32 protein-coding genes are annotated in these 23886 nt (G+C 37.5%); 9 read left to right on the top strand and 23 right to left on the bottom strand.

Translation table 11 applies throughout. The annotated features are described in order from the left end of the window. Positions 1-18 precede the first annotated feature (18 nt). From rpmD to ACLI50_RS21235, 20 genes are all read right to left on the bottom strand, one after another. The gene (gene rpmD, locus ACLI50_RS21330) at positions 19-195 is read right to left on the bottom strand and encodes a 50S ribosomal protein L30 (protein WP_029297759.1); all 177 of its coding nucleotides are present in this window, start codon (positions 193-195) and stop codon (positions 19-21) included. 11 nt (positions 196-206) lie between these two features. After that, positions 207-728 carry a 30S ribosomal protein S5 gene (gene rpsE / locus ACLI50_RS21325; protein WP_002983245.1) on the bottom strand — a complete coding sequence of 174 codons (522 nt, stop codon included), beginning with the start codon at positions 726-728 and terminating at the stop codon, positions 207-209. Between the two features lie 19 nt (positions 729-747). Beyond that, on the bottom strand, positions 748-1101 hold the full coding sequence (gene rplR, locus ACLI50_RS21320; protein WP_002983242.1) for a 50S ribosomal protein L18: 354 nt from the start codon (positions 1099-1101) through the stop codon (positions 748-750). A 15-nt stretch (positions 1102-1116) separates the two neighbouring features. Beyond that, positions 1117-1662, bottom strand: a complete 546-nt coding sequence (gene rplF, locus ACLI50_RS21315; RefSeq protein WP_110008552.1) for a 50S ribosomal protein L6 — start codon at positions 1660-1662, stop codon at positions 1117-1119. A gap of 17 nt (positions 1663-1679) precedes the next feature. Beyond that, the gene (gene rpsH / locus ACLI50_RS21310) at positions 1680-2078 is read right to left on the bottom strand and encodes a 30S ribosomal protein S8 (protein ID WP_002983236.1); all 399 of its coding nucleotides are present in this window, start codon (positions 2076-2078) and stop codon (positions 1680-1682) included. 146 nt (positions 2079-2224) lie between these two features. Then, the gene (gene rpsN / locus ACLI50_RS21305; RefSeq protein WP_002983233.1) at positions 2225-2494 is read right to left on the bottom strand and encodes a 30S ribosomal protein S14; all 270 of its coding nucleotides are present in this window, start codon (positions 2492-2494) and stop codon (positions 2225-2227) included. 3 nt (positions 2495-2497) lie between these two features. Continuing rightward, positions 2498-3049 carry a 50S ribosomal protein L5 gene (rplE, locus tag ACLI50_RS21300; protein WP_034694682.1) on the bottom strand — a complete coding sequence of 184 codons (552 nt, stop codon included), beginning with the start codon at positions 3047-3049 and terminating at the stop codon, positions 2498-2500. A gap of 11 nt (positions 3050-3060) precedes the next feature. Next, positions 3061-3387: a 50S ribosomal protein L24 gene (gene rplX / locus ACLI50_RS21295; RefSeq protein ID WP_047427597.1), complete on the bottom strand. Its 327-nt coding sequence runs from the start codon at positions 3385-3387 to the stop codon at positions 3061-3063. Between the two features lie 21 nt (positions 3388-3408). Beyond that, positions 3409-3777: a 50S ribosomal protein L14 gene (rplN, locus tag ACLI50_RS21290; protein WP_002983226.1), complete on the bottom strand. Its 369-nt coding sequence runs from the start codon at positions 3775-3777 to the stop codon at positions 3409-3411. 2 nt (positions 3778-3779) lie between these two features. Continuing rightward, positions 3780-4034 carry a 30S ribosomal protein S17 gene (gene rpsQ, locus ACLI50_RS21285; RefSeq protein WP_027371715.1) on the bottom strand — a complete coding sequence of 85 codons (255 nt, stop codon included), beginning with the start codon at positions 4032-4034 and terminating at the stop codon, positions 3780-3782. A gap of 12 nt (positions 4035-4046) precedes the next feature. Beyond that, complete coding sequence (gene rpmC / locus ACLI50_RS21280) at positions 4047-4232, bottom strand: 50S ribosomal protein L29 (protein ID WP_034694678.1); 186 nt, start codon at positions 4230-4232, stop codon at positions 4047-4049. A gap of 12 nt (positions 4233-4244) precedes the next feature. Continuing rightward, entirely contained in the window at positions 4245-4670 is a 426-nt protein-coding gene (gene rplP, locus ACLI50_RS21275) for a 50S ribosomal protein L16 (RefSeq protein WP_076596996.1), read from the bottom strand. A 97-nt stretch (positions 4671-4767) separates the two neighbouring features. Further along, positions 4768-5517, bottom strand: a complete 750-nt coding sequence (gene rpsC / locus ACLI50_RS21270) for a 30S ribosomal protein S3 (RefSeq protein ID WP_034694675.1) — start codon at positions 5515-5517, stop codon at positions 4768-4770. A 7-nt stretch (positions 5518-5524) separates the two neighbouring features. After that, a complete protein-coding gene (gene rplV / locus ACLI50_RS21265) occupies positions 5525-5923 on the bottom strand; it encodes a 50S ribosomal protein L22 (protein WP_002983214.1) in 399 nt (132 codons plus the stop codon). A gap of 2 nt (positions 5924-5925) precedes the next feature. Continuing rightward, on the bottom strand, positions 5926-6204 hold the full coding sequence (gene rpsS, locus ACLI50_RS21260) for a 30S ribosomal protein S19 (RefSeq protein WP_002983209.1): 279 nt from the start codon (positions 6202-6204) through the stop codon (positions 5926-5928). Positions 6205-6206: 2 nt separating this feature from the next. Next, a complete protein-coding gene (rplB, locus tag ACLI50_RS21255) occupies positions 6207-7028 on the bottom strand; it encodes a 50S ribosomal protein L2 (RefSeq protein ID WP_027381305.1) in 822 nt (273 codons plus the stop codon). A gap of 22 nt (positions 7029-7050) precedes the next feature. Then, positions 7051-7341, bottom strand: coding sequence for a 50S ribosomal protein L23 (rplW, locus tag ACLI50_RS21250; protein ID WP_002983204.1), 291 nt, complete (start codon positions 7339-7341; stop codon positions 7051-7053). Positions 7342-7344: 3 nt separating this feature from the next. Then, complete coding sequence (gene rplD, locus ACLI50_RS21245; RefSeq protein WP_034694672.1) at positions 7345-7974, bottom strand: 50S ribosomal protein L4; 630 nt, start codon at positions 7972-7974, stop codon at positions 7345-7347. Continuing rightward, positions 7965-8591 carry a 50S ribosomal protein L3 gene (gene rplC, locus ACLI50_RS21240; protein WP_002983195.1) on the bottom strand — a complete coding sequence of 209 codons (627 nt, stop codon included), beginning with the start codon at positions 8589-8591 and terminating at the stop codon, positions 7965-7967. The genes rplD and rplC overlap by 10 nt, the downstream gene beginning before the upstream one ends. Positions 8592-8782: 191 nt before the next feature. After that, positions 8783-9679, bottom strand: a complete 897-nt coding sequence (locus ACLI50_RS21235; RefSeq protein ID WP_411414600.1) for a LysR family transcriptional regulator — start codon at positions 9677-9679, stop codon at positions 8783-8785. A gap of 131 nt (positions 9680-9810) precedes the next feature. Here ACLI50_RS21235 and ACLI50_RS21230 point away from each other — a divergent pair, with 131 nt between their 5' ends. Together ACLI50_RS21230 and ACLI50_RS21225 are read left to right on the top strand one after the other, a co-directional pair. Continuing rightward, the gene (locus ACLI50_RS21230) at positions 9811-10203 is read left to right on the top strand and encodes a rhodanese-like domain-containing protein (RefSeq protein WP_110008550.1); all 393 of its coding nucleotides are present in this window, start codon (positions 9811-9813) and stop codon (positions 10201-10203) included. A 17-nt stretch (positions 10204-10220) separates the two neighbouring features. Then, positions 10221-10664 (top strand): GNAT family N-acetyltransferase, encoded by a 444-nt coding sequence (locus ACLI50_RS21225; protein WP_411414599.1) that lies wholly within the window; start codon positions 10221-10223, stop codon positions 10662-10664. An 82-nt stretch (positions 10665-10746) separates the two neighbouring features. Here the strand turns inward: ACLI50_RS21225 and ACLI50_RS21220 are convergent, their stop codons facing one another. Then, positions 10747-11511, bottom strand: a complete 765-nt coding sequence (locus tag ACLI50_RS21220) for a DeoR/GlpR family DNA-binding transcription regulator (RefSeq protein WP_411414598.1) — start codon at positions 11509-11511, stop codon at positions 10747-10749. Positions 11512-11627: 116 nt separating this feature from the next. Between ACLI50_RS21220 and ACLI50_RS21215 the strand changes: the two genes are divergently transcribed. The 7 genes from ACLI50_RS21215 to ACLI50_RS21185 all read left to right on the top strand — a co-directional run bounded on the left by ACLI50_RS21215 (position 11628) and on the right by ACLI50_RS21185 (position 20899). Further along, entirely contained in the window at positions 11628-13226 is a 1599-nt protein-coding gene (locus ACLI50_RS21215; protein WP_343642498.1) for a glycerol-3-phosphate dehydrogenase/oxidase, read from the top strand. Between the two features lie 10 nt (positions 13227-13236). Then, positions 13237-14733, top strand: a complete 1497-nt coding sequence (glpK, locus tag ACLI50_RS21210; RefSeq protein WP_411414597.1) for a glycerol kinase GlpK — start codon at positions 13237-13239, stop codon at positions 14731-14733. 22 nt (positions 14734-14755) lie between these two features. Beyond that, on the top strand, positions 14756-15487 hold the full coding sequence (locus ACLI50_RS21205; RefSeq protein ID WP_411414596.1) for an MIP/aquaporin family protein: 732 nt from the start codon (positions 14756-14758) through the stop codon (positions 15485-15487). A gap of 8 nt (positions 15488-15495) precedes the next feature. Continuing rightward, positions 15496-16305 carry a hypothetical protein gene (locus ACLI50_RS21200; RefSeq protein ID WP_411414627.1) on the top strand — a complete coding sequence of 270 codons (810 nt, stop codon included), beginning with the start codon at positions 15496-15498 and terminating at the stop codon, positions 16303-16305. A 158-nt stretch (positions 16306-16463) separates the two neighbouring features. Beyond that, positions 16464-16886 (top strand): hypothetical protein, encoded by a 423-nt coding sequence (locus ACLI50_RS21195; RefSeq protein ID WP_411414595.1) that lies wholly within the window; start codon positions 16464-16466, stop codon positions 16884-16886. Between the two features lie 237 nt (positions 16887-17123). After that, positions 17124-18101, top strand: coding sequence for a hypothetical protein (locus ACLI50_RS21190; RefSeq protein WP_411414594.1), 978 nt, complete (start codon positions 17124-17126; stop codon positions 18099-18101). Positions 18102-18178: 77 nt separating this feature from the next. After that, positions 18179-20899, top strand: a complete 2721-nt coding sequence (locus tag ACLI50_RS21185; protein ID WP_411414593.1) for a hypothetical protein — start codon at positions 18179-18181, stop codon at positions 20897-20899. Positions 20900-20959: 60 nt separating this feature from the next. Here ACLI50_RS21185 and ACLI50_RS21180 read toward each other — a convergent pair whose 3' ends face one another. Both ACLI50_RS21180 and ACLI50_RS21175 read right to left on the bottom strand, forming a co-directional pair. Next, a complete protein-coding gene (locus ACLI50_RS21180; RefSeq protein ID WP_411414592.1) occupies positions 20960-23188 on the bottom strand; it encodes a zinc-dependent metalloprotease in 2229 nt (742 codons plus the stop codon). A gap of 143 nt (positions 23189-23331) precedes the next feature. Next, positions 23332-23829 (bottom strand): low affinity iron permease family protein, encoded by a 498-nt coding sequence (locus ACLI50_RS21175; protein WP_411414591.1) that lies wholly within the window; start codon positions 23827-23829, stop codon positions 23332-23334. Between the last annotated feature and the right edge of the window lie 57 nt (positions 23830-23886).

The following is a 23886-nucleotide window of genomic DNA, read 5'->3' as shown; positions in this document are numbered from 1 at the left end:
AATTTCTCTTTTATAAAATTATTTTTGAACTTCAAGTAAGTGGCTTACTGCAGCGATCATTCCTAAGATAGAAGGAGTAGCTTCGTGTTCTACAACTTGGTGAAGTTTTTTTAATCCTAATGCTTCAAGCGTTCTCTTTTGGGTTTTTGTTCTACCAATAGCGCTTCTTACTTGCTTTACTTTAATTGTTGCCATTGTTTTAATTATTAACCGTTAAACACTTTACTTAGAGAAATTCCTCTCATTCTAGCGATCTCTTCAGGTCTTCTGATGTCTAATAACGCTTTGAAAGTAGCTTTCACTACGTTGTGAGGGTTAGAAGATCCTTTAGATTTTGAAAGGATATCGTGAATACCAGCAGATTCCAATACCGCTCTTACCGCACCTCCGGCGATCAATCCTGTACCGTGAGAAGCAGGTCTTAGGAAGATATCTGCACCACCGTATCTAGCAGTAGTTTGGTGAGGGATAGTATGGTTCATTACAGGAACTTTCACAAGGTTTTTCTTAGCGTCTTCAACTGCTTTAGCAATTGCAGAAGCAACCTCTTTAGATTTTCCTAAACCGAAACCGATAACACCTTCTTCGTTACCTACTACAACAATAGCAGAAAATCCGAAAGCTCTACCTCCTTTTGTTACTTTTGTTACTCTGTTAACAGCTACGAGACGATCTTTTAATTCTAATCCTCCCGGTTTTACTCTTTCTATATTATCTAGTCCTAACATATTTTCCGAAATTTAATGATTAGAATTTAAGTCCTCCTTCTCTTGCACCATCAGCAAGAGCTTTTACTCTACCGTGGTATACGAATCCGTTTCTGTCAAATACAATACTTTCGATTCCTGCAGCGATAGCTTTAGCAGCGATAGCTTTACCAACAGCAGCAGAAACTTCAGTCTTAGTCCCTTTAGCGTCTACACCTTTCTCTCTTGAAGAAGCTGAAACTAAAGTTTTACCATTTTTATCGTCGATTAACTGAGCGTAAATTTCCTTATTACTTTTGTATACAGATAATCTTGGCAATTCAGAAGATCCAGAGATTTTCCCTCTTACTCTTCTTTTGATTCTTATTCTTTTTTCTAATTTACTTAATGCCATAATACTTATAATTTATTAAGCAGATTTACCAGCTTTACGTCTAACAATTTCTCCTACGAATCTTACACCTTTTCCTTTGTATGGCTCAGGCTTTCTGAAAGAACGGATCTTTGCAGCTACCATTCCTAGAAGTTGGTTGTCGTGAGACGTTAAAGTAATAATTGGGTTTTTACCTTTTTCAGTCAATGTATCCACTTTTACTTCACTTGGAAGTTCTAATACGATACCGTGAGAGAATCCTAAAGCCAACTCAAGTTTTTGACCTGCGTGTGAAGCTCTATATCCTACCCCTACTAGTTCAAGTTTCTTTTCGAAACCTGCACTTACACCAACAATCATGTTGTTGATTAACGCTCTGTATAAACCGTGAAGCGCTTTGTGTTGTTTAGAATCAGATGGTCTGTTTACGTTAAGTTCACCATCTTTCTGTTCTATAGTAATTCCTGCAGTAAGCTCCTGAGAAAGCTCTCCTTTAGCTCCTTTTACAGTTACTACACCGTTGTTTTCAGTGATTGTAACTCCTGCTGGAATTGTTATAATTGCTTTACCAATTCTTGACATTTTCCTCTGATTAAAAATTAATAAACATAGCAGATTACTTCACCGCCTACTTTCTCTTCTCTAGCTTTCTTGTCAGTCATTACTCCTTTAGAAGTAGAGATGATAGAAATACCCAAACCGTTTAGTACTCTTGGAAGCTCAGCTGAACCTTTGTACTGTCTCAAACCTGGTCTAGAAGCTCTTTGAATAGACTTGATAGCCGGTTTGTTAGTTTGCTTATCATACTTTAAAGCGATTTTGATCACTCCTTGAACAGCGTTATCTTCAAACTTGTAGTTTAAGATATACCCTTGATCAAATAAGATCTTAGTAATCTCCTTTTTGATTTTCGATGCAGGAATTTCCACCACTTTGTGGCCTGCGCTTTGTGCGTTCCTTACTCTTGTTAGGAAATCTGAAATTGGATCTGTTACCATTTTTCTTTTATAAATTATTGGTTAAAGAACAATCAGTTTTGCAAAGACTTGAAGAGTAAAATATCAGACTTCAGAAATCTTCGGTCTGATATTTTTATCTTTAGTATCTGAACAACTTAATTGTCCCGATTTTTAATTAGTAATAATTACCAACTAGCTTTTCTTACACCTGGGATAAGACCGTTGTTTGCCATTTCTCTGAAAGTTACTCTGGAAATACCGAACGTTCTCATGTATCCTCTTGGTCTACCTGTTAGTTTACATCTGTTGTGTAATCTTACAGGAGAAGCATTTTTAGGCAATTTTTGAAGTCCTTCGTAATCACCAGCTTCTTTAAGAGCTTGTCTTTTAGCAGCGTATTTAGCAACTAGTGCTTCTCTTTTGCGCTCACGCGCTTTCATTGATTCTTTAGCCATTTCTTAGTTCTTTTTAAATGGTAAACCGAAGTGAGTTAATAATGCTTTAGCTTCTTTATCTGTTTTCGCAGTAGTAACGAAAGTGATGTCCATCCCCTGGATTTTTTTCACTTTGTCAATTACGATTTCAGGGAAAATAATCTGCTCAGTAATACCTAAGTTGTAGTTACCTCTACCATCGAAACCATCAGCTTTGATACCAGAGAAATCTCTGATACGTGGTAAAGCAGAAGCAGTAAGTCTGTCTAAGAATTCATACATCTGGTTTCCTCTTAAAGTAACTTTTGCACCTACAGGCATACCTTTTCTCAATTTGAAAGCAGCTTCGTCTTTCTTAGAGATTGTACCAACAGCCTTTTGACCTGTGATATTTGTAAGCTCTTCTACAGCATAATCAATGATTTTTTTGTCTGCAGTAGCATCACCTAAACCTTGTGATACAACGATTTTCTCTAATTTAGGTACTTGCATTACTGACTTATACCCGAATTCTTCCATCATTGCAGGAACAATTGTCTCTTTATATGCTTTTTTGGGTCTTGCTATATATTCCATGTTAATTCAAATTATAAAGTTTCACCCGTTTTTTTGTTAATTCTTACTTTCTTATCTCCTTCGATTTTATAACCGATTTTGATAGCTTTTCCGTCTTTACCAACTAAAGCTACGTTTGAGATATGAATAGAAGCTTCCTTCTCAGTAATTCCTCCTTGAGGATTAGAAGCTGAAGGCTTAACGTGTTTTTTAACGATGTTAAGTCCTGCAACGATTACTCTTGGGTCTCTACCTTCTTTCTTGATCACTTCAATAACTTCACCTGTCTTACCTTTGATATCTTTCTTACCAGTAGTAATGATTACGTTATCTCCTCTTTTTATTTTTAACTTTGACATTTCTTTTAAAAATTTTTAAAATTAAAGTACTTCAGGAGCTAATGAAATGATTTTCATATATTCTTTGTCTCTCAACTCACGAGCAACTGGTCCGAAAACACGCGTTCCTCTCATTTCTCCCGCTGCGTTTAGTAATACACAAGCATTGTCGTCGAATTTGATGTATGAACCATCTTTTCTTCTTACTGCTTTTTTAGTTCTTACTACTACAGCTTTAGATACCTGACCTTTTTTAGCGTTTCCAGATGGCGTAGAATCCTTGATCGTAACAACGATTTTATCACCAACTGAAGCATATCTTCTTCTGGTTCCTCCCAGAACTCTGATCACTAGTACTTCTTTAGCACCTGTGTTATCAGCAACTTTTAATCTTGATTCTGTTTGTAACATTATTACTTAGCTTTTTCAATGATTCTTACTAATCTCCATCTCTTGCTCTTGCTCAAAGGTCTAGTTTCCTGGATCAAAACTGTATCACCTTCTGTGCATTCGTTGTTCTCGTCGTGTGCAGTATATTTTTTCGTTTTCAAAACGAATTTACCGTACATCGGGTGCTTTACTCTTGTAGTTTCACTAACAACAATAGTTTTTTCCATTTTATTGCTGGAAACCACTCCGATTCTTTCTTTTCTTAAATTTCTATCCATTGTAAAATGAAATTATTGTTTGTTAGTTAACTCAGTGTTTAGTCTTGCGATTGTTTTTCTCAAATCTCTGATTTGAATCGGGTTTTCAATTGGGCTGATTGCATGAGCCAATTTCAATTTAGAATATTGAGCTTTTGCTTCAGTTAATTGAGCTTGAATATCACCCGCGCTTAAATTTTTAATATCAGCATTTTTCATTGTATTCAAAGATTATAGAGGTTTAACAAAATCGTTAGCAACGATGAATTTAGTAACTACTGGTAATTTTTGTGCAGCAAGTCTTAAAGCTTCCTTAGCGATATCGTAAGGTACACCTCCAACTTCGAACATAATTTTACCTGGTTTTACTACAGCTACCCAATATTCAACAGCACCCTTACCTTTACCCATACGTACTTCCGCTGGTTTCTTAGTAATTGGCTTATCTGGGAAGATTTTGATCCATAGTTGACCTTCTCTCTTCATATATCTTGTCGCAGCGATACGAGCCGCTTCAATCTGTCTTGCAGTGATCCAAGCTCCTTCCGTTGCTTTGATCCCAAAAGTTCCGTAAGCAAGTTGACTACCTCTCTGGGCATTCCCCTTCATCTTCATCTTATGAACTCTACGGAATTTGGTTCTTTTTGGTTGTAACATAATTTCTAAATTTTAGATTTTAGATTTTAGATTTTAGATTTTTTTTATTTTAAAAAAGTAACGGTAATTTAAAATTCAAAATTTCTAATCTAAAATTTTAATTATTATTGTTATTGTTGTTGTTTTTTCTAGGTCTTCTGTTGTCTCTGTCTCCTCCTCTGTTTCCTCTGTCTGACTGACCTCCTTTTTTCTGTTGTCCCACTAGTGGAGAAAGTTCTCTTTTACCGTAAACTTCACCCTTCATGATCCAAACTTTTACCCCTAGTCTACCGTAAGTAGTGTGAGCTTCTGCCCAGTGGTAATCAATATCAGCTCTGAAAGTTGACAATGGAATTCTTCCTTCTTTGAAAGATTCTGATCTTGCCATTTCAGCTCCGTTTAATCTACCAGAGATTTGAACTTTGATACCTTCAGCACCCATTCTCATAGTACTTGCCATTGCCATTTTAACAGCTCTTCTGTAAGAAATTCTGTTTTCAATTTGCTTAGAAATACTATCAGCAACTAGTACAGCATCTAATTCAGGTCTTTTGATTTCGAAAATGTTGATTTGAATATCCTTACCAGTCAATTTCTTCAACTCTTCTTTCAATTTATCAACTTCCTGACCTCCTTTACCGATGATAAGTCCCGGTCTAGCAGTAGTAATAGTTACTGTAACTAATTTTAAAGTTCTTTCAATATAAATTTTTGAAATACCACCTTTAGATAATCTAGCTTCAAGGTATCTTCTGATTTTGTAGTCTTCAGCGATTCTGTCTCCATAATCGTTTCCACCAAACCAGTTAGAATCCCATCCTCTGATGATACCTAATCTGTTACCAATTGGATTTGTCTTCTGTCCCATACCTTGATTAATTTTCTTTGTTACCTAAGATTAATGTAACGTGGTTAGATCTTTTTCTGATTCTATACCCTCTACCTTGTGGAGCTGGTCTTAGTCTCTTCAATTGTCTTGCACTATCCACAAATATTTCTTTAACGATAAGGTTTGCTTCCTCGATGTCAGCACCTTCGTTTTTCACTTGCCAGTTAGCCATAGCAGAAAGAAGTAATTTCTCTAACTTGTTAGAAGCATCCTTCTTAGAATATTTTAGGATATAAAGTGCTTTGTCTACCTGCTCTCCTCTAATGATATCAGCAACTAATCTCATTTTTCTTGGAGAAGACGGGCAATTATTTAATGAAGCTTTTACAACGTCTTTGTTAGCTTCTTTTCTTGCGATTGAACTATCTTGTTTTCTTGATCCCATGATTATCTGCTTCCTTTGTTTTTGTTACCACCATGACCTCTGAAAGATCTTGTTGGAGAAAATTCGCCTAACTTGTGACCAACCATGTTTTCTGTAACGTAAACAGGGATAAAAGATTTCCCGTTGTGTACAGCAATAGTTTGTCCTACGAAGTCCGGAGAGATCATAGATGCTCTAGACCAAGTTTTGATAACTGTCTTCTTACCAGACTCTATATTTGCCTGAACCTTCTTATCTAAAGTATGATGAATGAACGGTCCTTTTTTAAGTGATCTTGCCATAATTATTTTCTTTTAGATACGATGTAACGGTTAGACACTTTGTTTTTCTTTCTAGTTTTGTAACCTTTAGCCGGTTTACCGTTTCTAGATCTTGGGTGACCTCCTGAAGAACGTCCTTCACCACCACCCATTGGGTGATCTACTGGGTTCATTACAACCGCTCTTGTTCTTGGTCTTCTACCTAACCATCTGCTTCTACCAGCCTTACCTGATACAGTTAATTGGTGATCTGAGTTGGAAACAGAACCAATCATTGCCATACATTCAGTAAGGATCATTCTTGATTCTCCTGAAGGTAACTTGATGATTGCATATTTACCATCTCTTGAAGTTAATTGAGCTGAAGAACCAGCACTTCTTGCTAAAATTGCACCTTGTCCAGGCTTCATTTCAACACAAGAGATTACAGTACCCAATGGAATATTTTTCAATTTCATTGCGTTACCTACGTTTGGTTCAACGCTTTCTCCTGATACTACTTTCTGATCAACTTTGATACCGTTTGGAGCGATGATATATCTCTTCTCTCCGTCTGCGTACTCTAATAAAGCGATAAATGCAGTTCTGTTTGGATCGTATTCTACAGATTTTACAGTAGCTTCAACGTTTGCTTTGTTTCTTTTGAAGTCAATAATTCTGTATTTCTTTTTGTGTCCACCTCCGGTGTAACGCATGGTCATTTTACCTGTTTGGTTACGTCCACCTGACTTTTTAATACCAACTGTTAGAGATTTCTCTGGTTTGTTGGTAGTAATTTCCTCAAAATTGTTTACAATTCTGAATCTCTGTCCCGGGGTGATAGGTTTTAATTTTCTAACAGACATTACTATTATTTATAATTAATAATTAATTTACAGCAAAAATATCGATAACCTCACCTTCAGCAAGTTTGATTACCGCTTTTTTCAATTTATTTGTCTTTCCTACTTGAAGACCTTTTTTAGTGTATTTTGAAGAAACCTTCGGAGCATAAATCATTGTGTTAACGTCTGCTACTTTTACACCGTAAGCCGCTTCAACAGCTTTTTTGATCTCGATTTTATTCGCCTTAGGATTCACTAAGAAAGAATAAGAACCTCTTAAATCTGTAAGGTAATTAGCCTTTTCTGAAATAACTGGTTTAATAATAACTGACATGATTTATTTCTTTAAATTTTCCTGGAATTTTTCAACTGCACCTTCGAAGAAAATGATCTCACCAGCGTTTACTAAATCGTAAGAACTGATCTCGTTGAAGTTCATTACTTTAGTTTTAGGTAAGTTTCTTGAAGATAAATACACATTCTTGTTAGCTTCAGGAAGAACGAATAAAGATTTTTTACCGTTAAGTTCCAATGCATTTAATACATTGATGAAATCTTTAGTCTTAGGAGCGTCAAAGCTCACATCTTCTAAAACTTTAATGCTGTTGTCTCTCATTTTTTGAGATAAAACAGATTTCTTAGCCAATCTCTTAAGAGCTTTGTTCAATTTGAATCTGTAGTCTCTTGGTTTTGGTCCGAATACTCTACCTCCACCTCTGAATACTGGAGATTTGATATCACCGTATCTAGCAGATCCTGATCCTTTTTGCTTCTTAAGCTTTTTAGTAGAAGCAGTAATTTCGCTTCTTTCTTTTGCTTTATGAGTACCTTGTCTTTGAGCAGCAAGATACTGTTTAACTTCTAAGTAAACCGCGTGCTGATTTGGCTCAATTCCGAATACTGTTTCGTCTAGAGTTACTTTTCTTCCGGTCTCTTTTCCTGATGTATTTAATACTACTAGTTCCATTTTCTGATAATTACATAAGAATTTTTAGCTCCCGGAACAGCACCTTTTACTACTAAAAGATTTTGTTCTTGATCAACTTTTAACACTTGAAGGTTTTGAACAGTTACCTGCTTACCTCCCATTCTTCCAGCCATTCTCATCCCTTTGAATACTCTTGAAGGGTCTGAACCAGCACCGATAGAACCTGGAGCTCTAAGTCTGTTGTGCTGACCATGAGTTGCCTGCATTACACCTCCAAATCCGTGTCTCTTAACAACACCCTGGAAGCCTTTACCTTTTGAAGTTCCTGTTACGTCAACATATTCACCTTCAGCGAATAAATCAACTTTTACTTCTTCTCCTACTTTTACTTCATCAACGAACTCTCTGTAGAATTCAACTAATTTAGCTTTAGGAGCAGAACCAGCCTTTTTAAAATGACCAGCTAACGCTTTACCAACGTTCTTCTCACTCTTGTCATCGAAACCTAACTGAACAGCTTTATAACCGTCTTTTTCTAAGGTTCTGACCTGTAAAACCGAGCATGGACCAGCTTGGATAACTGTACAAGGAATGTTTTTTCCTTCTTCGTTAAACAAAGATGTCATACCGATTTTTTTACCAATAATACCTGACATTGTTTATATTATAATAAAATTTATCCTTTATTTATCCCCATTTTTCGGAAGTCTGAAGTAATTTCTACTTTTGATATAGGCATACTACGCCCCTAAAATGAGTGTGCAAATTTATGAATAATTTTGTAACTGACAAATATTTCGACTAAAATATTTTGATTTTTAATCATTTAGCAGTTTCAGAAAAAAAACTATCCAAAATTTTGAAAATATTCTTTGAAGTTTAAAAGAAAGTCATTAATATATTTTTTTCCGGCATCCGATTTTCTTACCACCAGATAATGTTTTCTTTTCAACCCCTTACTTCCGATTTTTTTAAATTTCAGCTCATCAGACAGCCTGAATGAATGCAATGCCCATTTCGGCATACAGGTAATCCCCATATTGGCCTGCACCATTTCCAAAGTAACTTCTGTTAGCGGAACTGCTGAAATCTTCACAGGCATCATTCCGCTAGGATTAAGGAACCGATCGTAAACAGAAACGGTTTCTAAAGGAAAAGAATGAATGATTAAATGAGCTTCCCGAAAATCCTCAGCACTAAGATATTCAGTATCATTTAAAAGGTTTTCTTTATGAATTACTGCAAAAACTTCATCCTCAAAAATCTCAATGCAGATCAATTCATTATTACCGGCAGGTTTTGAAGTGACCACTGCAATATCAATTTCATTGGATATGATTTTTTCCACAGGCTTATGAGTCGCTTCCAATACCAGATTCACTTCAATCTCCGGATATAATACTTTCATTTTCTGAATAAATAACGGTAGTCCCTGATAAAATGAGTAACATTCTGTACTGATTTTTATGGTACCCGCCGCTCCGGCTCTTATCTGTTGAATCTCATTCAGGCCATTCCCTATACTATCTATTACCGTACATGCAGTTTTGTAAAGCACACTTCCCTCCTCAGTAAGCTCCCATTTGTTCCTTGCCCTGTAAAACACTTTAAACCCGAGCTGGATTTCCAGATCTTTAAGCTGATGGCTTAAGGCTGACTGTGTCAAAAAAAGTTTTTCAGAAGAACCTGCAATACTCCCTTCCTCCGCAATTGTTTTAATAAGTTTTAAAAACTTGATTTCCATAGCGCAAAGTTAATCATATAACAAAAAACACTATCTGAAAATATTTCATTTAACACTGCAGAACATTCAATTTCAATCTTAGGAAAAGAATAAACCCGATCATAGCTTTGCACTACAAACAATTTAATAGTATGCAAGAACAAATTGAATTCTACCAGAAAAAATTAATGTATGAAATGGATCCTTCAGATTTATATGATGGATTTCAAAACAGCACAGATTACATTGCAGTAGATACCAGAAGACCACATGGCTATAGCAAAGAACACATCCCATCTGCAATTAATCTGCCCCATCGGGAAATGACAGAAGAAAGCACCCGGCACCTTGATAAGTCAAAAATATATGTCTGCTACTGCGACGGGATAGGCTGTAATGCTTCCACAAAAGGAGCTTTAAAAATGACCCAATTAGGATTTAAGGTGATGGAATTAATAGGAGGAATGGAATGGTGGAAATTTGATGGCTATGCCACAGAAGGAACAGATCCTACCAATGGTTCCGCTTTTGTATGCGCCTGCTAATCCATCAACATAAAGATATGAAAATAAGATTCGCCGAAGAAAAAGACATAAGTTCCATTATTGAATTATGTAAAGCCCATGCGCACTATGAAAGAAACTTTTTTAAGGAAGAAAACAAAAAGGAACAGCTCGCTAAACACCTCCTTGATCCGGATTCCCATATAAAATGTCTGGTTGCAGAATCTGATACTGAAATAACAGGATATGCAACATTTTTCAAACCGTTCTCCACCTGGGACGCAGGTTACTATATGTATGTTGACTGCTTATTCCTAAAAGAGAATGCAAGGGGAAACGGAACAGGAAAACAAATAATGGAATTAATAAAAAGCCACTCACAAGAAGAAGGCTGCTCCATAATTCAATGGCAAACCCCGGATTTTAATACAAGAGCCATTAAGTTCTACACTGCGCTTGGAGCGGAAAGAAAAAACAAAAAGAGATTTTTCTGGAAAGTATAAGTCAAATGATTTCTATTTTAAAATAGAGACCGCCTGAAGTCAGATGGTCTCTTTTTAACTATTTGATTAAGCTGAATACAATCTATTTTACAATAACCGTAACACCTCTCTCTTCCAACGCGGACCGGTCTTCTTCACCGATACCATTATCTGTGATCAGATAATCTACTTCGTCCAATGAGGCAATTTTACCAAACCCCTTCTTATTCAGTTTGGACGAATCTGCCAAAACGACTGTCTTATCCGCACACTCAATCATTACCTGATTAAGATGTGCCTCCGCCGCATTGGAGGTACTGATTCCAAATTCAAGATCAATACCGTCTACTCCCAGAAAAAGTTTATTACATGAAAACTGTTTGAGAATTCCTTCCGAAATGGATCCTACAATTGAAGTTGAACTTTTCCTCACCTCCCCTCCCAGTTGGATCACATTAATATTAGGATTGTTACAAAGCTCAATAGCCACCCTCAATGAGGACGTTAAAACAGTAAGCGAATTGAAATTCACAAGCATTCTGGCAAGATAATGCATGGTTGTTCCGGACGCCAATATAATACAGTCATTTTCCTGAATCAGTGATAATGCCGCTTTGGCAATAATCTGCTTCGCTTCCACATTGATGTTTTCTTTCTCCCCGACGTTTTTCTCGTAAGCATATCTTACCTGCTTACTTGCTCCTCCATGATTCCTGAAAAGAAGCCCCAGGCTTTCGAGATAGTTCAGATCCTTTCGGATCGTAACCGAAGAAACATTGAGCTTTTCACACAGATCCTGGACAAGTACATATCCTTTCTCATCCAGCTCTTTAAGTATTTCATCCTGCCTTGGTAATAGCTTTTCCATTTTATTCGTTTCATCAAAATTACCGATTTTTTCCGATATTTTAAAATTTCATTTATTTTCTTTTTGCTTTCATTTTTAATTTATATATTTGAAAACGAAACATAAACGAAACATTTATGAAACGAAACGAAGAACTCAGTAAGTTAACCAATGTAAAAGAATGGGACTTTATTGTCATAGGAGGAGGAGCCAGTGGTTTAGGTTCAGCATTAGATGCGGTAAGCAGGGGATTCAAAACTTTATTGCTTGAATCTCATGACTTCGCAAAAGCAACATCCAGCAGAAGTACCAAATTGGTACACGGCGGAGTTAGATATCTCGCTCAGGGAGATGTCGGATTGGTAAAAGAAGCATTAAAAGAAAGAGGACTCTTAGCAAAAAACGCAGCACATATTGTAAAAAATCAGTCTTTTATTATTCCTAACTATACCTGGTGGGGAGGAATCTATTATAAGATAGGGCTATCTGTTTATGATTTTCTTGCCGGAAAATTGAGCTTAGGTAAAACGAAATACATCAGCAAATCAAAAACCATCGAAAAGCTTCCCACTATTGAACAAAATCACTTAATGAGTGGAGTTGTTTACCAGGACGGACAGTTTGACGATGCCAGACTTGCGATCAACCTTACCCAGACTATTATTGAAAAAGGCGGAAGTGCTGTCAACTATGTTAAAGTAATCAACCTTTTGAAAGATGATTCGGATAAAATAATCGGTGTAGTTGCAGAAGACCAGTTTTCTAAACAGCAATATCAGATCCATGGTAAAGTAGTGATCAATGCAACAGGTGTGTTTACCAATGATATTCTTAATATGAACAACCCTAAACATGGTAAACTTGTGGTACCAAGCCAGGGGATTCACCTCGTACTGGATAAATCCTTCCTGAAAAGTGATGATGCCATCATGATTCCAAAAACATCGGACGGCAGAGTGTTATTTGTTGTTCCATGGCATGACAGAGCTTTGGTGGGAACTACAGACACCCTTCTGAAGGATGAAAGCTTTGAGCCTCGTGCACTAGAAGAGGAAATCAGTTTTGTATTGAATACAGCAAGACAATATTTAGCTAAAAAACCGACACGTGAAGATGTAAAATCTGTTTTCGCAGGTCTTCGTCCGCTTGCTGCACCCAAAGACGGAAGCAAAAGTACAAAAGAAGTATCGCGAAGCCACAAGGTCATTACTTCAGAGACTGGATTAGTTTCCATTATCGGAGGAAAATGGACTACCTACCGTAAAATGGCAGAAGATACCGTAAACGAAGCCATGAAAGTTCACAGATTGGGAAACAGCCCGTCTAAAACAGAACATCTTTCCATTCATGGAAATGTAAAACCGGAACAGGTAGACAGAACCAATCATCTGTATGTGTACGGATCTGATATTCCGGCGATCAAAAAATTACAGGAAAGTAATCCGCGCTATGCTCAAAAAATCCACCCGGATCACCCTTTTACTGTAGCAGAAGTAGTATGGGCAGTAAGAGCTGAAATGGCAGAAACGATTGAAGATATCCTGGCAAGAAGAGTACGTTTGCTTTTCCTGGATGCCAGAGCAGCGATAGACAGCGCTCATAACGTAGCAAAAATCATTGCTGAAGAAAAAGGATATTCTGAAGAATGGGCTCAGCAGCAGGAAAATGAATTCATTGAACTGGCAAGAGGATATTTACTAACTCCTTATTCACCTAAAGTAATCAACCTAAATTAGCATTATATACATGAATGAAAAACTAATTCTCGCTCTAGACCAGGGAACAACTTCCTCCAGAGCGATTCTCTTCAATCACAGTGGAGAAATAGAATATGTATCTCAAAAAGATTTCAGACAAATATTTCCTACTCCGGGTTGGGTAGAACACGATCCAAACGAAATCTGGTCTTCACAGATCTCTGTAGCAGCTGAAGTTATTGCAAAGGCAGGAATCTCAGGACTGGAAGTTGCAGCCATCGGAATAACCAATCAACGTGAAACGACAATTGTTTGGGATAAGGAAACCGGTGAACCCATCTATAATGCCATTGTATGGCAGGACAGGAGAACTTCAAAATACTGCGACGAGCTGAAAGAACAGGGACATGCAGAAACCATCAAAGAAAAAACAGGACTGGTTCTGGATGCGTACTTTTCAGCGACCAAGCTGAAATGGATCCTTGATAATGTAGAAGGAGCAAGACAGAAAGCCGAAGAAGGAAAATTATGTTTTGGAACTGTTGACACATGGCTTGTATGGAAACTGACCCGTGGAAAAATGTTTATCACCGACGTTTCCAATGCCAGCAGAACCATGCTTCTGAATATTCATACTTTAGAATGGGACAATGATTTATTAGAACTGTTCAATATTCCTAAAAACATTCTCCCTGAAGTCAAGCAAAGCAGTGAAATATATGGAGAAACAGCAACTACCCTTTTCTCTACCAAAATTCCAATCGCAGGTATTGCCGGCGATCAGCAGGCAGCTTTATTCGGACAGATGTGCACCACTCCGGGAATGGTAAAAAACACTTATGGAACAGGATGTTTCTTATTAATGAACACAGGAACGGAAGCAGTTTCTTCTAAAAACAATCTTCTTACCACTGTAGCCTGGAAAATCAATGGAGAAGTCAACTACGCTCTGGAAGGAAGTGTATTCGTAGGAGGCGCTGCTATTCAATGGCTAAGAGACGGTCTTAAGCTTATTCATTCTTCTGATGAAATCAATAAACTGGCAGCTTCCGTACCAGATAATGGTGGCGTTTACTTTGTCCCTGCACTGACAGGTCTTGGTGCTCCTTACTGGGATCAGTATGCCCGCGGAACCATTGTAGGAATTACCCGGGGAACTACCGATGCACATATAGCAAGAGCAACACTGGAAGGAATTGCATTTCAGGTGTATGATATTGTAAAAGCAATGGAAGCCGATTCCGGAAGAGCAAGTCTTGAGCTGAGAGTAGACGGCGGAGCATCTGCAAGTGATCTTCTGATGCAGATCCAGTCTGACTTATTCGGATTTAAAATTACAAGACCCAAAACACTGGAAACTACAGCACTTGGTGCAGCCTACCTTGCAGGACTTGCAGTAGGATATTGGAAAAGTATTGACGAAATCCAGGAACAATGGATTGTGGACAAGGATTTCCACCCTCAGCTGGCCAGAGAACAAGTGGATAAAATGACCCACTTCTGGAAGAAAGCTGTAAAAAGTGCCCAAAGCTGGATAGAAGATTAACTCATACATTAAAAAAACTTATATGACCCCATTTATTGCAGAAGTTATCGGAACGATGCTTCTTATATTGTTAGGCAACGGTGTTGTAGCCAATGTTGTCTTAAAAGATACGAAAGGAAATAATTCCGGATGGATTGTTATTACTACCGCATGGGCATTGGCCGTATTTGTGGGAGTAACCGTTGCAGGGCCAATAAGTGGGGCCCATCTGAATCCGGCTGTAACCATTGGTCTTGCAACCGCAGGAAAATTTTCATGGGACCTGGTTCCCTCTTATATTGCAGCCCAAATGATCGGCGGAATGCTGGGTGCATTTCTGGTATGGCTGTTTCATAAAGACCATTTTGCGATTACGGAAGATGAAGGAGCCAAGCTGGCATGTTTCAGTACAGGTCCTGCTATCAGAAAAACATCGTCCAATCTTATCAGTGAGATTATCGGAACATTTGTACTGGTATTCTGTGTATTCTATTTTGCAGATCCAAGTATTTCTTTACAGGCAGATCCAACCGCTAAAATAGGTCTGGGTTCTATCGGAGCAATTCCTGTTACGTTTGTAGTCTGGGCAATTGGTTTATCACTCGGAGGAACTACAGGCTATGCCATTAACCCGGCAAGAGATCTTGCACCAAGAATCATGCATGCCATTTTACCTGTAAAAGGAAGCAGTGACTGGGGCTATGCGTGGATTCCTGTAGTAGGTCCGGTTACCGGAGCGATTATCGCAGCAGTATTATATGGATTTTTAAAATAAAACACATGATGAAAAAAATCTTAAAAGGGATTTTCCTTCTTGTTTTAGGGACAGGAAAGCTATTTTCACAGGAAAGTGCTGAAGCCACGGAATCCAAAGAAGGAAGACTTGATTTTACGGCCAATATTCAGAACAATCATTTATGGAGAGGCCTTATTATTACTGATAAGCCTGTTGTAATGGGAAACCTGTCGTATGCCCTGGATGCAGAGAAAAAATGGAAGGTAGGAATCTGGGGAGCATCTGCACTTGCGGATGATAAAGACAACACTCATTATAAAGAGATCAATTATTATATTCAATATTCTGACGGACGTTTTTATATTGGGCTATGGGACCTTTACAATTCCCGAAACATCAATACTGCAGTGGCTGCGGACGATATTTTCAGCTATTCACAGAGAAGAACTGCCCATATTATTGATCTAAGAACCAACTATACTTTCGGACCGTCATTCCCGATCAATATTGAGGCTGATATCATGCTGTATGGGGGAGCCAATGCAGGAGAAGTTATTCTTGAAGCTGATGGAAGTTACAAAAAGAACAGATACTCCACTTATGTACAGGCAAGCTATCCTGTTATTAAGGGACAGAAAGTCAATCTGGATGCATTTGTAGGAGCAGGATTCGCGCTCAATGATAAAACGTTCTTATATGGCAATGGTAAAAACAGCTTTGACATCGTAAATGTAGGCCTAAAGGCCGGAAAGGTAGTTAAGATTACTGATCATTACAGCCTTCCTGTAACCATGATGGCGATGTGGAATCCATCGAATAAGTTTGCAAGGATTCAGCTTGCGGCAACCGTTTTTTAATCTGATTTTAACTCATTATAGAAAGCCACTCCCAAAAGAAGTGGCTTTATTGTTATAAAAAACTTTGAAAGAGATTTTGTACAACACATCTTTTAAACAACCGTGTTTTTACGGTGAATGTTTTTGCTTAAAAATCTTTACTTTTGAAAAAAATATCTATGAAAAAGTTTTTCAGTATAATGATTCTATGCATCAGTATTTTTACGTGGGCACAGCAGACAGAGCTTCCTTTTATTGGATACAGAGCTTTTGATATCATGAAAGGATATAGTGGCACAGGTACTCCTCATTATTATCTGGATCTCAAAAATAATGGTGATGTACATTTTGGATACGTTCAGGTGAATCAGGCCAGCGGAGAAGAAACAACGGAAGAAATCAATGTTGGTAAATACGCACCCAATAAGGTAATGAAAGTGGTTTTTAAAAAATATGAGGAAACGTTTTTCGTGAAATTTGATAAAGATAAAATCTACCTTACCGATGAAAAAGGAAATGTTAAGAATCTTGAAGGCTGCTGCTCATCCACTGAGAGCATCAATAAAGAAACCTGTACCTGTGAAAGCGAATTTTTTAAGTAGTACAATATAGAGAAAAAGCCACTCCATTTGGGGTGGTTTTCCTGTTGTGGAAAACCACCCCGTCAAATTATAAATTTGCCACCCCTCCGGAGGAGGGGAATCGTTATACAACCTACTGCATTTGAACAAATCATACTACATCAATACAATATTTTTTGCTTATTACCTTTAATCACCGGGATTTTACGGGTTATATTCTGCCAAAATATCTTTATTTTTGAAGGGTGATTTACACCAATGAAACATTTTAAAATTTTATTTCTATTTCTCCTCTTTCTTACTGTATCATGCAACAGGAAAGAGAATCATACTTACACTTTCTATTACTGGAAAACCAAACTGAAGCTTGACAATGCAGAAAAGAAAGCATTGGATAAAGCTACGATTCCTTATTTGTACACAAGATTTTTTGATGTAGATAAGGTGAATGGGAAATTTCAACCTGTTGCAGTAATCACCAAAGACCCAAGTTTTCAGACAGACAAACAGATTGTTCCTACGGTTTTCATTACCAATCAGACCTTGCTGGGGATCTCTGCGGAAGAGATCAAATTTCTGGCAGAAAGCATTCATGTATTAGTTCAAAAGAAAGCGAGAGAATATCATCTTAACAGCAGTAACGAAATCCAGATCGACTGTGACTGGACCGCCGGTACACGAAATGATTATTTTAAATTTCTGAAAGAACTCAAAAGAATTTCCGGAAAAGAAATTACCTGTACACTTCGCCTTCACCAGGTAAAAGATAAAAAGCAGACCGGAATTCCTCCCGTAGGAAAAGTGTATCTGATGTGCTACTCTACTTCATCGCCTCTTGAAAAATCTGATAAGAATTCTATCCTGGATGTGAATATTCTGAAAAGCTACCTTTCAAAAATGGAAGATTATCCGATCAAAAATGTTGAAGTGGCACTTCCCATATATTCATGGGGAATTGTTACCAATCATTTAGGAAAACACAGACTTATTAATGCCTTATCGAAAAGAGATCTGGAAAACTCCAGTTTCAAAAAGATTTCAGATCACGAAGTTGAAGTCATGAAAGACGGATTCTACTTTGGAAGTTATTTGAATAAAGGTTTCAAAATAAAGGCAGAGGAAATATCTGAAGAACAGCTTAATGATGTTATTGGGTTTTTACAGAAAAAAATCCCGCATTTTAATATCATTTATTATCAATTAGATAGTAAATTTGTGTCAGACCGGAAATTTTAATCTCCTGGAGATAGAGGCATACTTGCCAGAACACTGCCATCATACAATATTAAAACTAAAAAAACACTGCACACCCTATGAAAAAGTATATTCTTTCACTTGCGGTCGTATCACTTTTCTATACACAATCTGACGCCTGTGCGTGGTCGGATCCTGATTATGATTACTTCAACCTTTTTACGCAAACCATCATCAAAGACAAGGCTTATCTCCCCTTCCTGCATAATTATTCAAGCAGATTTTATGGAGGATATAATTCTGCATTGATTCCTGATGATAATGTTGAAACATGGAAAAAGTTTTTTAACAATCAGCTGAGCTATTCCGAAACCCAGAATCTGGTGTATAAGATCAGTATGAACGACCTGAATGCTTTAAAGAACGGAAATCCAACCAACCCTCTTTTACAAAAGCTAGGCACCGGATTTTACCAGAAATATAAGGAAGGTATTAATTATTTGATTGAAGCCAAGTATCTTGAGCCTTATATGAGCATCAATTATATAGAAAGTGAAAACTCATTCTATTACGACAGGGATGCCAACAGAAAAAATGCTACGGCTCTTGATTACCATAAAACCATTGCTGCTTTAACCTCTTTGTACAACGCAGCGAGAAATCCTGAAATCAAGCAGCGGTACGGATATCAACTGGTACGTCTTAATCATTATACCAGAAACTACGATTCTGCTTTGCAGGCTTTCAAAACATATGTTGCTCCCATCAAACTGAAAGGAACGGTCTACTTCATGTCTCTGGACCAATTGGCAGGAGCTCAAAGAGGACTGGAAATGAACAGTGATGCCAACTGGAACTTTTTTCAGGTATTCATGAACAGTAAAGACCGTAAGGAGTCTGCTTTTGTTTCCATGAAACTTTCAGACACTGCCTCTTTCAGCAATATCATGAAAAGAGCCAATACGAATGAAGAAAAGAATATGGCTTACTTCCTTTTGGGTTATGAAGATTTCAACAATCCAATTCCCATGATGGAAAAGATGTATGAAATTGATCCAGATTCCGAGATTCTGAAGGTAATGGCTGCCAGAAGTATCAACGAGCTTGAAAGAAGCTATCTGCCTACCTATTACTACACTTCAGATGCTCAAAAAGCAACGACGAAGGAAAATTCAACGGATAACACCTCAAAAGATACATCTGCAGATTCAACCAAAACTGAGGTGAAAGAAGAAAAGCTTTCTTTCTGGCAGAAAATTGTAAGGTTCTTCAAAAATCTTTTCGGAGGTTCCAAATCTGATAAAACAGGTAATAACGTTAAAGCTGATCAAAGTGACGATGAACTGTTCAGTAATCCGGATAGAATCCCTTTTTATAACAGAACAGCTTATTATTATGATGAAAAAACACAGGATTTCCTTGACAGTCTTGAAAAATTCACTGATAAAACAAAGGAAAAGTCTAAGGATGAGTACTGGCAGATTGCAGACGCTTATCTTAAGTTTTTAAAGAAAGACTATAAAGAAAGTTCTGAAATTCTGAATGACATCAAAACGACCAATCCGGAATATCTGGAGGAAATCAAAAGAATGAAAGTTCTTAATGATATTGTTTCCCAGCCGAAAATTGATGCAGACTATGAAGACCATCTGATGAAAGAGTATGCGGAATACTTTGTAGAGAAAAAAGTAGAGAAAGACACTGCCACTACAGATAATTTTGATTATTATGGTGAAGTACCTTCTACTGCAGATTTCCTTAAAGATGTTATTGCCAACCGTTATTTTCTTCAGGGAGAGGACGGAAAATCATTCCTGATGAACAATAAACTTTCAGATCTGCAGTACAACCCGAACTCCAGTCTGGTAAAAAGCGTAGAAGAATTTTACAGAAAGCCTAATAAAACCCAGTTTGAGCAGCAGATCATCGCCAAAAACATGGACAGCGTAGGTAATATTGATGCCTTCTTCAACACCATTTATGGAGACCGAGCCATGAGACTTGCCGATTTTGAAAAAGCAAAAGCATATTATGAAAAAGCAAAAAGCTTTGCGGGTATTCCAAGACAAAATTATGAATGGACAGAAAAGACTGGCCAAACCATCACTCCAAAACAATACGCTCCCACAGAGTACGATGGATTTAAAAATATTTCAGATCTTGTATTCGGACATAATGTATGGGAAAGTTTCGGAAGCCCTGATACCGAAAGTATGAAAGCGGAAAATTACGCGGATTTCCCATTCATCAAAACAAGTATGAATAAACTTGAGCTGGCAGACGCTTTGATTCAGCTGAAAAAGATCGGAAACGGTACGGATGAAAAAGCGGCAAAAGCCAATCAGCTTATCGGAAACTTATTGTACAATACTTCTATTTTAGGATATTACCGAGAATTGTTTGTTATGGACATTGACAACAGCAACGGAGGTAAATATGATTTCTGGAATACAGACAGAAAGAATCCTTACAAGTATTATTATAAAAACTTCCTTGATACTTCTTATATTGAACCTGATAATTTTGACCTTTCCATCAATTATTATCAAAAGGCGCTTAAGCTTTCCAATGATAAAGAAGAAAAAGCAAGAATCCTATTCCAGATGGCAAGTGCTGAACAGGGTAAATATTATCAGTATGAAGCCAAGGCACCTAAGGATTTTGATTATTCTGATCCGAAATGGTCTGAAAAAGAAGATGCCAGACAAAAAGAAATGGACAATCTTAAAAACCAGAAGTACAGAACTTATTTTGCTCAGCTGAAGGCTCAGTATTCTGACACTGAAACTACCCGAAATCTGATGGGAAGCTGTAGTTATTTCAACTATTTTATGAGATAAGACAAACCATAAAAAAACCTCTGAATGATCAGAGGTTTTTTATTTTGATGGATGACCTGATTATTTTTTAACAAACTTAGTTGTACTCTTTTCTTCTTTATTATTGATGGTAATAAAGTAGATTCCTTTCACAAGAGTTTTTAGATTAATTTTGCCGTCGCCTATAGTTCCTCTGGCAATGATCTGCCCCGGAGCACTGAAAATTTCATAAGAAGCGCTTGAAGAAACATTTGTGACGTTCAATACATCTTCTGCAGGGTTTGGATAAATCTTCACAGGTTTCGCATTTCCAGCTTCAGAAACTGCCAATAAACCGGATACGGTAGCCTGCTTCACAGCATAGAAAACATTTCCAATAGCAGAGACTCTCAGGTGAATCGTTTTTCCAGCTAAAGATGCCGGGATAAAAACATTCGCTGATCCGTTATTGGGAACTGATGCAGCAAGGTCATTCCAGGTTGCTCCGCCATCTGCTGTATAATCAATTTTTACGTTAACTACGTTATATGGAGCAGCAGTTGTTCCGGAAACCGTCCATGCAATTGCAGAATTGGCATTGGGTGTTAATGATGTTGTATTTACAGTAAACGCGGCTGCAGATCCTACAACTACAGTCTGAGTAGCATAAGCAGTCTGAGCCTGTCCACCCGGCTTATTATCTCTTACGGTTACCCGGAAATCTGTAGTTCTTGCGACAGTACTTGCCGCTTCAAAATCTGCTGTATTTTTTACTGCACCTCCCAATACGGTTGCCAGCTTAGGAAAATACCTGGTAGGACTGGAGGTAGGTGTCCAGGATCTGAAATTAGCTCCAGATGATGTGTTACCAATAGCTAACGCTCCATCACCTGTACCTCCTGATTTACCAATGCCATCGGCTAATAAACATGAATTCACTTGTTCCCAGCAATAAGTCAAGGCATCTCCGTCCGGATCTGTTGCTGATGCTGTCAATACAAATGCTGTAGATTTAGGAATGGTATAAGTTGTATTCATTGCGGTTACAACCGGTGGATTATTGGTGATAGGTGTTTCCACATCAGCAGTTACTGCAGCAAGATTAGCCTGCACCTGGTCAATACTTACGCTATGAAAATAGGCATCAGAATGTTGCTGAACATCTGTATTGGTCCCTGTAATTCCGGCATAGCCCATAATGGTAGATCCCGATCCTGGTTCCACACAAACGCCTGTTCCTTCATTAAAACTATAGGTATGATTATCTCCCAATTGATGTCCCATTTCATGCGCTACATAATCTATGTCGAAGTTATCTCCCTGTGGTATACCGTCCGCAGGAGAAGTATATCCACTCCCTTTATAATTATCGGGAGAAGGTATATCATCACAATCAGGATCAATCGTTGTAGAAGTATCATTACTTCCTATACAGCCAATACAGCCTGCATTTCCGCCTCCTCCAGAAGCTCCGAACAAGTGTCCTATATCAAAATCATCATCTGTAACACCATAAGCTCCTCCATGCAATGTATTCATTAGTTCGTAATTCCATTTACACTTATTATCAGCTATACTGTAGGGATCATTAGCAGAATTGGTAAAGATCAGGCCAGGGGCATCGATTGCATTGACATGTACATTAAATTCCTTTTCAAATACCCCATTTACCCTTGATAAAGTGGCATTAATCTGGGTAAGTGCACCAGAAACTCCTCCGAAATAGGTAGTGTATTCACCTGTCACTGACATAGCCAGCCTTAAGGTGTGGAAAGTTTTATTATTAGATCTTGCAGTAACACCTGCATTTTTCAGCTTTTGAAGATTGGCAACAGATTCCTTATCTTCCTTTGTAGAACATGTAAATGCATGCCCGTTTTTATTAGTTTTTCCATGTACGGAATAAAAGGACTTATCAGATGTTGCCGGTTCTATAAACTCATATTGACCGTCGGCACCAATGATCATGGACTGAAAATCATTGGGGGCGACACTGAACCTGATGTATTTGGTTGGGTCGTCCACTCCGAGCCCAACGTAGGAACCCAGCTGGTATTTGTTAGCCAGGGCTTCATCCATTACCGGAAAGCTGTTGACTGAAAATCTCTCGATTTTTCCATTAAGAGTAGGAATATTAATAGTGACGGGAGAACCTTCGCCTATTTTAGAAGCTCTTAGCAGCTGTGTCCTTATCTGATCAATATCAAGCTGGTAGTAAACAGAATGATCACTCTTTTTTATTATTTTTTGTTGAGGCAGCCCTCTGTTCCATTGGGCATTTGCAGATATTGCCAACAGGAATACCGGCAAACAAAATAATTTTGTTTTCATATGTTTTTTTTCAATAAATGTATATATTTATTAAAAAAAACACTAGAAACCAGATGAAAATTCAAAAACAGCTACCAAAACCTCCATAATATCTGTAATACAATGTAAAAAAAACACAGTATTTAAAATATTAAAAAAAATTTTCAATCAATATTTTTATGATCTTTTTTCTGCAGCCATTCTTCATGTTTTCTTTTGAAGAACTCATATTTATAGTCATGGTTTCTTTCCGCGGCATCAATAGAATGGGAAGTATGAATATCCGTCTCTTTTTTGGCCAGATGTCCTAGTCTTTCATAATAAACATGAAGCTGATCAAGTTCTTCTTCTGTAAGATCTTCAATATCCACAATACGATTACTTGCTTTTTCATGAGCAGCTATAAGTTCATTCAGTTTAATCTGTATCGCTTTGGAGTCTTTATTCTGCGCTTTCTGAATCAAAAATACCATCAGAAAGGTAATGATTGTAGTTCCGGTATTGATCACCAGCTGCCAGGTTTCGGAATAATCAAAGAAAGGTCCGGTTACCGCCCATAGCACTACGATAACAAAAGCTCCTATAAAAGCATATGGACTTCCTGTAAATTTTACAGCCCAGTTTGAAAATTTTTCAAAAAAACTATAGCTTTTTTTTCCCATAACCGTCATTTTATAGATTGATTAAATGTATAAAATTAACAGGAATCCGGAATAATA

Source organism: Chryseobacterium cupriresistens, from assembly GCF_046614675.1.
Lineage (GTDB): Bacteria > Bacteroidota > Bacteroidia > Flavobacteriales > Weeksellaceae > Chryseobacterium > Chryseobacterium cupriresistens.
This window is presented reverse-complemented; position numbering and strand designations above follow the sequence as displayed.

Excerpts from the sequence above, each read along its gene's own strand:
- ACLI50_RS21205 (WP_411414596.1), top strand. The coding sequence starts at position 14,756 with ATGACCCCATTTATTGCAGAAGTTATCGGAACGATGCTTCTTATATTG.
- rpsQ (WP_027371715.1), bottom strand. The coding sequence starts at position 4,034 with ATGGATAGAAATTTAAGAAAAGAAAGAATCGGAGTGGTTTCCAGCAAT.
- rplW (WP_002983204.1), bottom strand. The coding sequence starts at position 7,341 with ATGTCAGTTATTATTAAACCAGTTATTTCAGAAAAGGCTAATTACCTT.
- ACLI50_RS21235 (WP_411414600.1), bottom strand. The coding sequence starts at position 9,679 with ATGGAAATCAAGTTTTTAAAACTTATTAAAACAATTGCGGAGGAAGGG.
- rpsH (WP_002983236.1), bottom strand. The coding sequence starts at position 2,078 with ATGGTAACAGATCCAATTTCAGATTTCCTAACAAGAGTAAGGAACGCA.
- ACLI50_RS21185 (WP_411414593.1), top strand. The coding sequence starts at position 18,179 with ATGAAAAAGTATATTCTTTCACTTGCGGTCGTATCACTTTTCTATACA.
- ACLI50_RS21180 (WP_411414592.1), bottom strand. The coding sequence starts at position 23,188 with ATGAAAACAAAATTATTTTGTTTGCCGGTATTCCTGTTGGCAATATCT.
- ACLI50_RS21175 (WP_411414591.1), bottom strand. The coding sequence starts at position 23,829 with ATGGGAAAAAAAAGCTATAGTTTTTTTGAAAAATTTTCAAACTGGGCT.
- rplP (WP_076596996.1), bottom strand. The coding sequence starts at position 4,670 with ATGTTACAACCAAAAAGAACCAAATTCCGTAGAGTTCATAAGATGAAG.
- rplF (WP_110008552.1), bottom strand. The coding sequence starts at position 1,662 with ATGTCAAGAATTGGTAAAGCAATTATAACAATTCCAGCAGGAGTTACA.
- ACLI50_RS21190 (WP_411414594.1), top strand. The coding sequence starts at position 17,124 with ATGAAACATTTTAAAATTTTATTTCTATTTCTCCTCTTTCTTACTGTA.
- rplD (WP_034694672.1), bottom strand. The coding sequence starts at position 7,974 with ATGGAACTAGTAGTATTAAATACATCAGGAAAAGAGACCGGAAGAAAA.
- rplX (WP_047427597.1), bottom strand. The coding sequence starts at position 3,387 with ATGTCAAAGTTAAAAATAAAAAGAGGAGATAACGTAATCATTACTACT.
- glpK (WP_411414597.1), top strand. The coding sequence starts at position 13,237 with ATGAATGAAAAACTAATTCTCGCTCTAGACCAGGGAACAACTTCCTCC.
- rplB (WP_027381305.1), bottom strand. The coding sequence starts at position 7,028 with ATGTCTGTTAGAAAATTAAAACCTATCACCCCGGGACAGAGATTCAGA.
- rpsE (WP_002983245.1), bottom strand. The coding sequence starts at position 728 with ATGTTAGGACTAGATAATATAGAAAGAGTAAAACCGGGAGGATTAGAA.
- rplC (WP_002983195.1), bottom strand. The coding sequence starts at position 8,591 with ATGTCAGGTATTATTGGTAAAAAAATCGGTATGACATCTTTGTTTAAC.
- ACLI50_RS21200 (WP_411414627.1), top strand. The coding sequence starts at position 15,496 with ATGAAAAAAATCTTAAAAGGGATTTTCCTTCTTGTTTTAGGGACAGGA.
- ACLI50_RS21215 (WP_343642498.1), top strand. The coding sequence starts at position 11,628 with ATGAAACGAAACGAAGAACTCAGTAAGTTAACCAATGTAAAAGAATGG.
- rplV (WP_002983214.1), bottom strand. The coding sequence starts at position 5,923 with ATGGGATCAAGAAAACAAGATAGTTCAATCGCAAGAAAAGAAGCTAAC.
- ACLI50_RS21230 (WP_110008550.1), top strand. The coding sequence starts at position 9,811 with ATGCAAGAACAAATTGAATTCTACCAGAAAAAATTAATGTATGAAATG.
- rpsC (WP_034694675.1), bottom strand. The coding sequence starts at position 5,517 with ATGGGACAGAAGACAAATCCAATTGGTAACAGATTAGGTATCATCAGA.
- ACLI50_RS21220 (WP_411414598.1), bottom strand. The coding sequence starts at position 11,511 with ATGGAAAAGCTATTACCAAGGCAGGATGAAATACTTAAAGAGCTGGAT.
- rplN (WP_002983226.1), bottom strand. The coding sequence starts at position 3,777 with ATGTTACAAACAGAATCAAGATTAAAAGTTGCTGATAACACAGGTGCT.
- rpmD (WP_029297759.1), bottom strand. The coding sequence starts at position 195 with ATGGCAACAATTAAAGTAAAGCAAGTAAGAAGCGCTATTGGTAGAACA.
- rpsN (WP_002983233.1), bottom strand. The coding sequence starts at position 2,494 with ATGGCTAAAGAATCAATGAAAGCGCGTGAGCGCAAAAGAGAAGCACTA.
- rpsS (WP_002983209.1), bottom strand. The coding sequence starts at position 6,204 with ATGGCAAGATCACTTAAAAAAGGACCGTTCATTCATCATACTTTAGAT.
- rplR (WP_002983242.1), bottom strand. The coding sequence starts at position 1,101 with ATGGCATTAAGTAAATTAGAAAAAAGAATAAGAATCAAAAGAAGAGTA.
- rpmC (WP_034694678.1), bottom strand. The coding sequence starts at position 4,232 with ATGAAAAATGCTGATATTAAAAATTTAAGCGCGGGTGATATTCAAGCT.
- ACLI50_RS21225 (WP_411414599.1), top strand. The coding sequence starts at position 10,221 with ATGAAAATAAGATTCGCCGAAGAAAAAGACATAAGTTCCATTATTGAA.
- ACLI50_RS21195 (WP_411414595.1), top strand. The coding sequence starts at position 16,464 with ATGAAAAAGTTTTTCAGTATAATGATTCTATGCATCAGTATTTTTACG.
- rplE (WP_034694682.1), bottom strand. The coding sequence starts at position 3,049 with ATGGAATATATAGCAAGACCCAAAAAAGCATATAAAGAGACAATTGTT.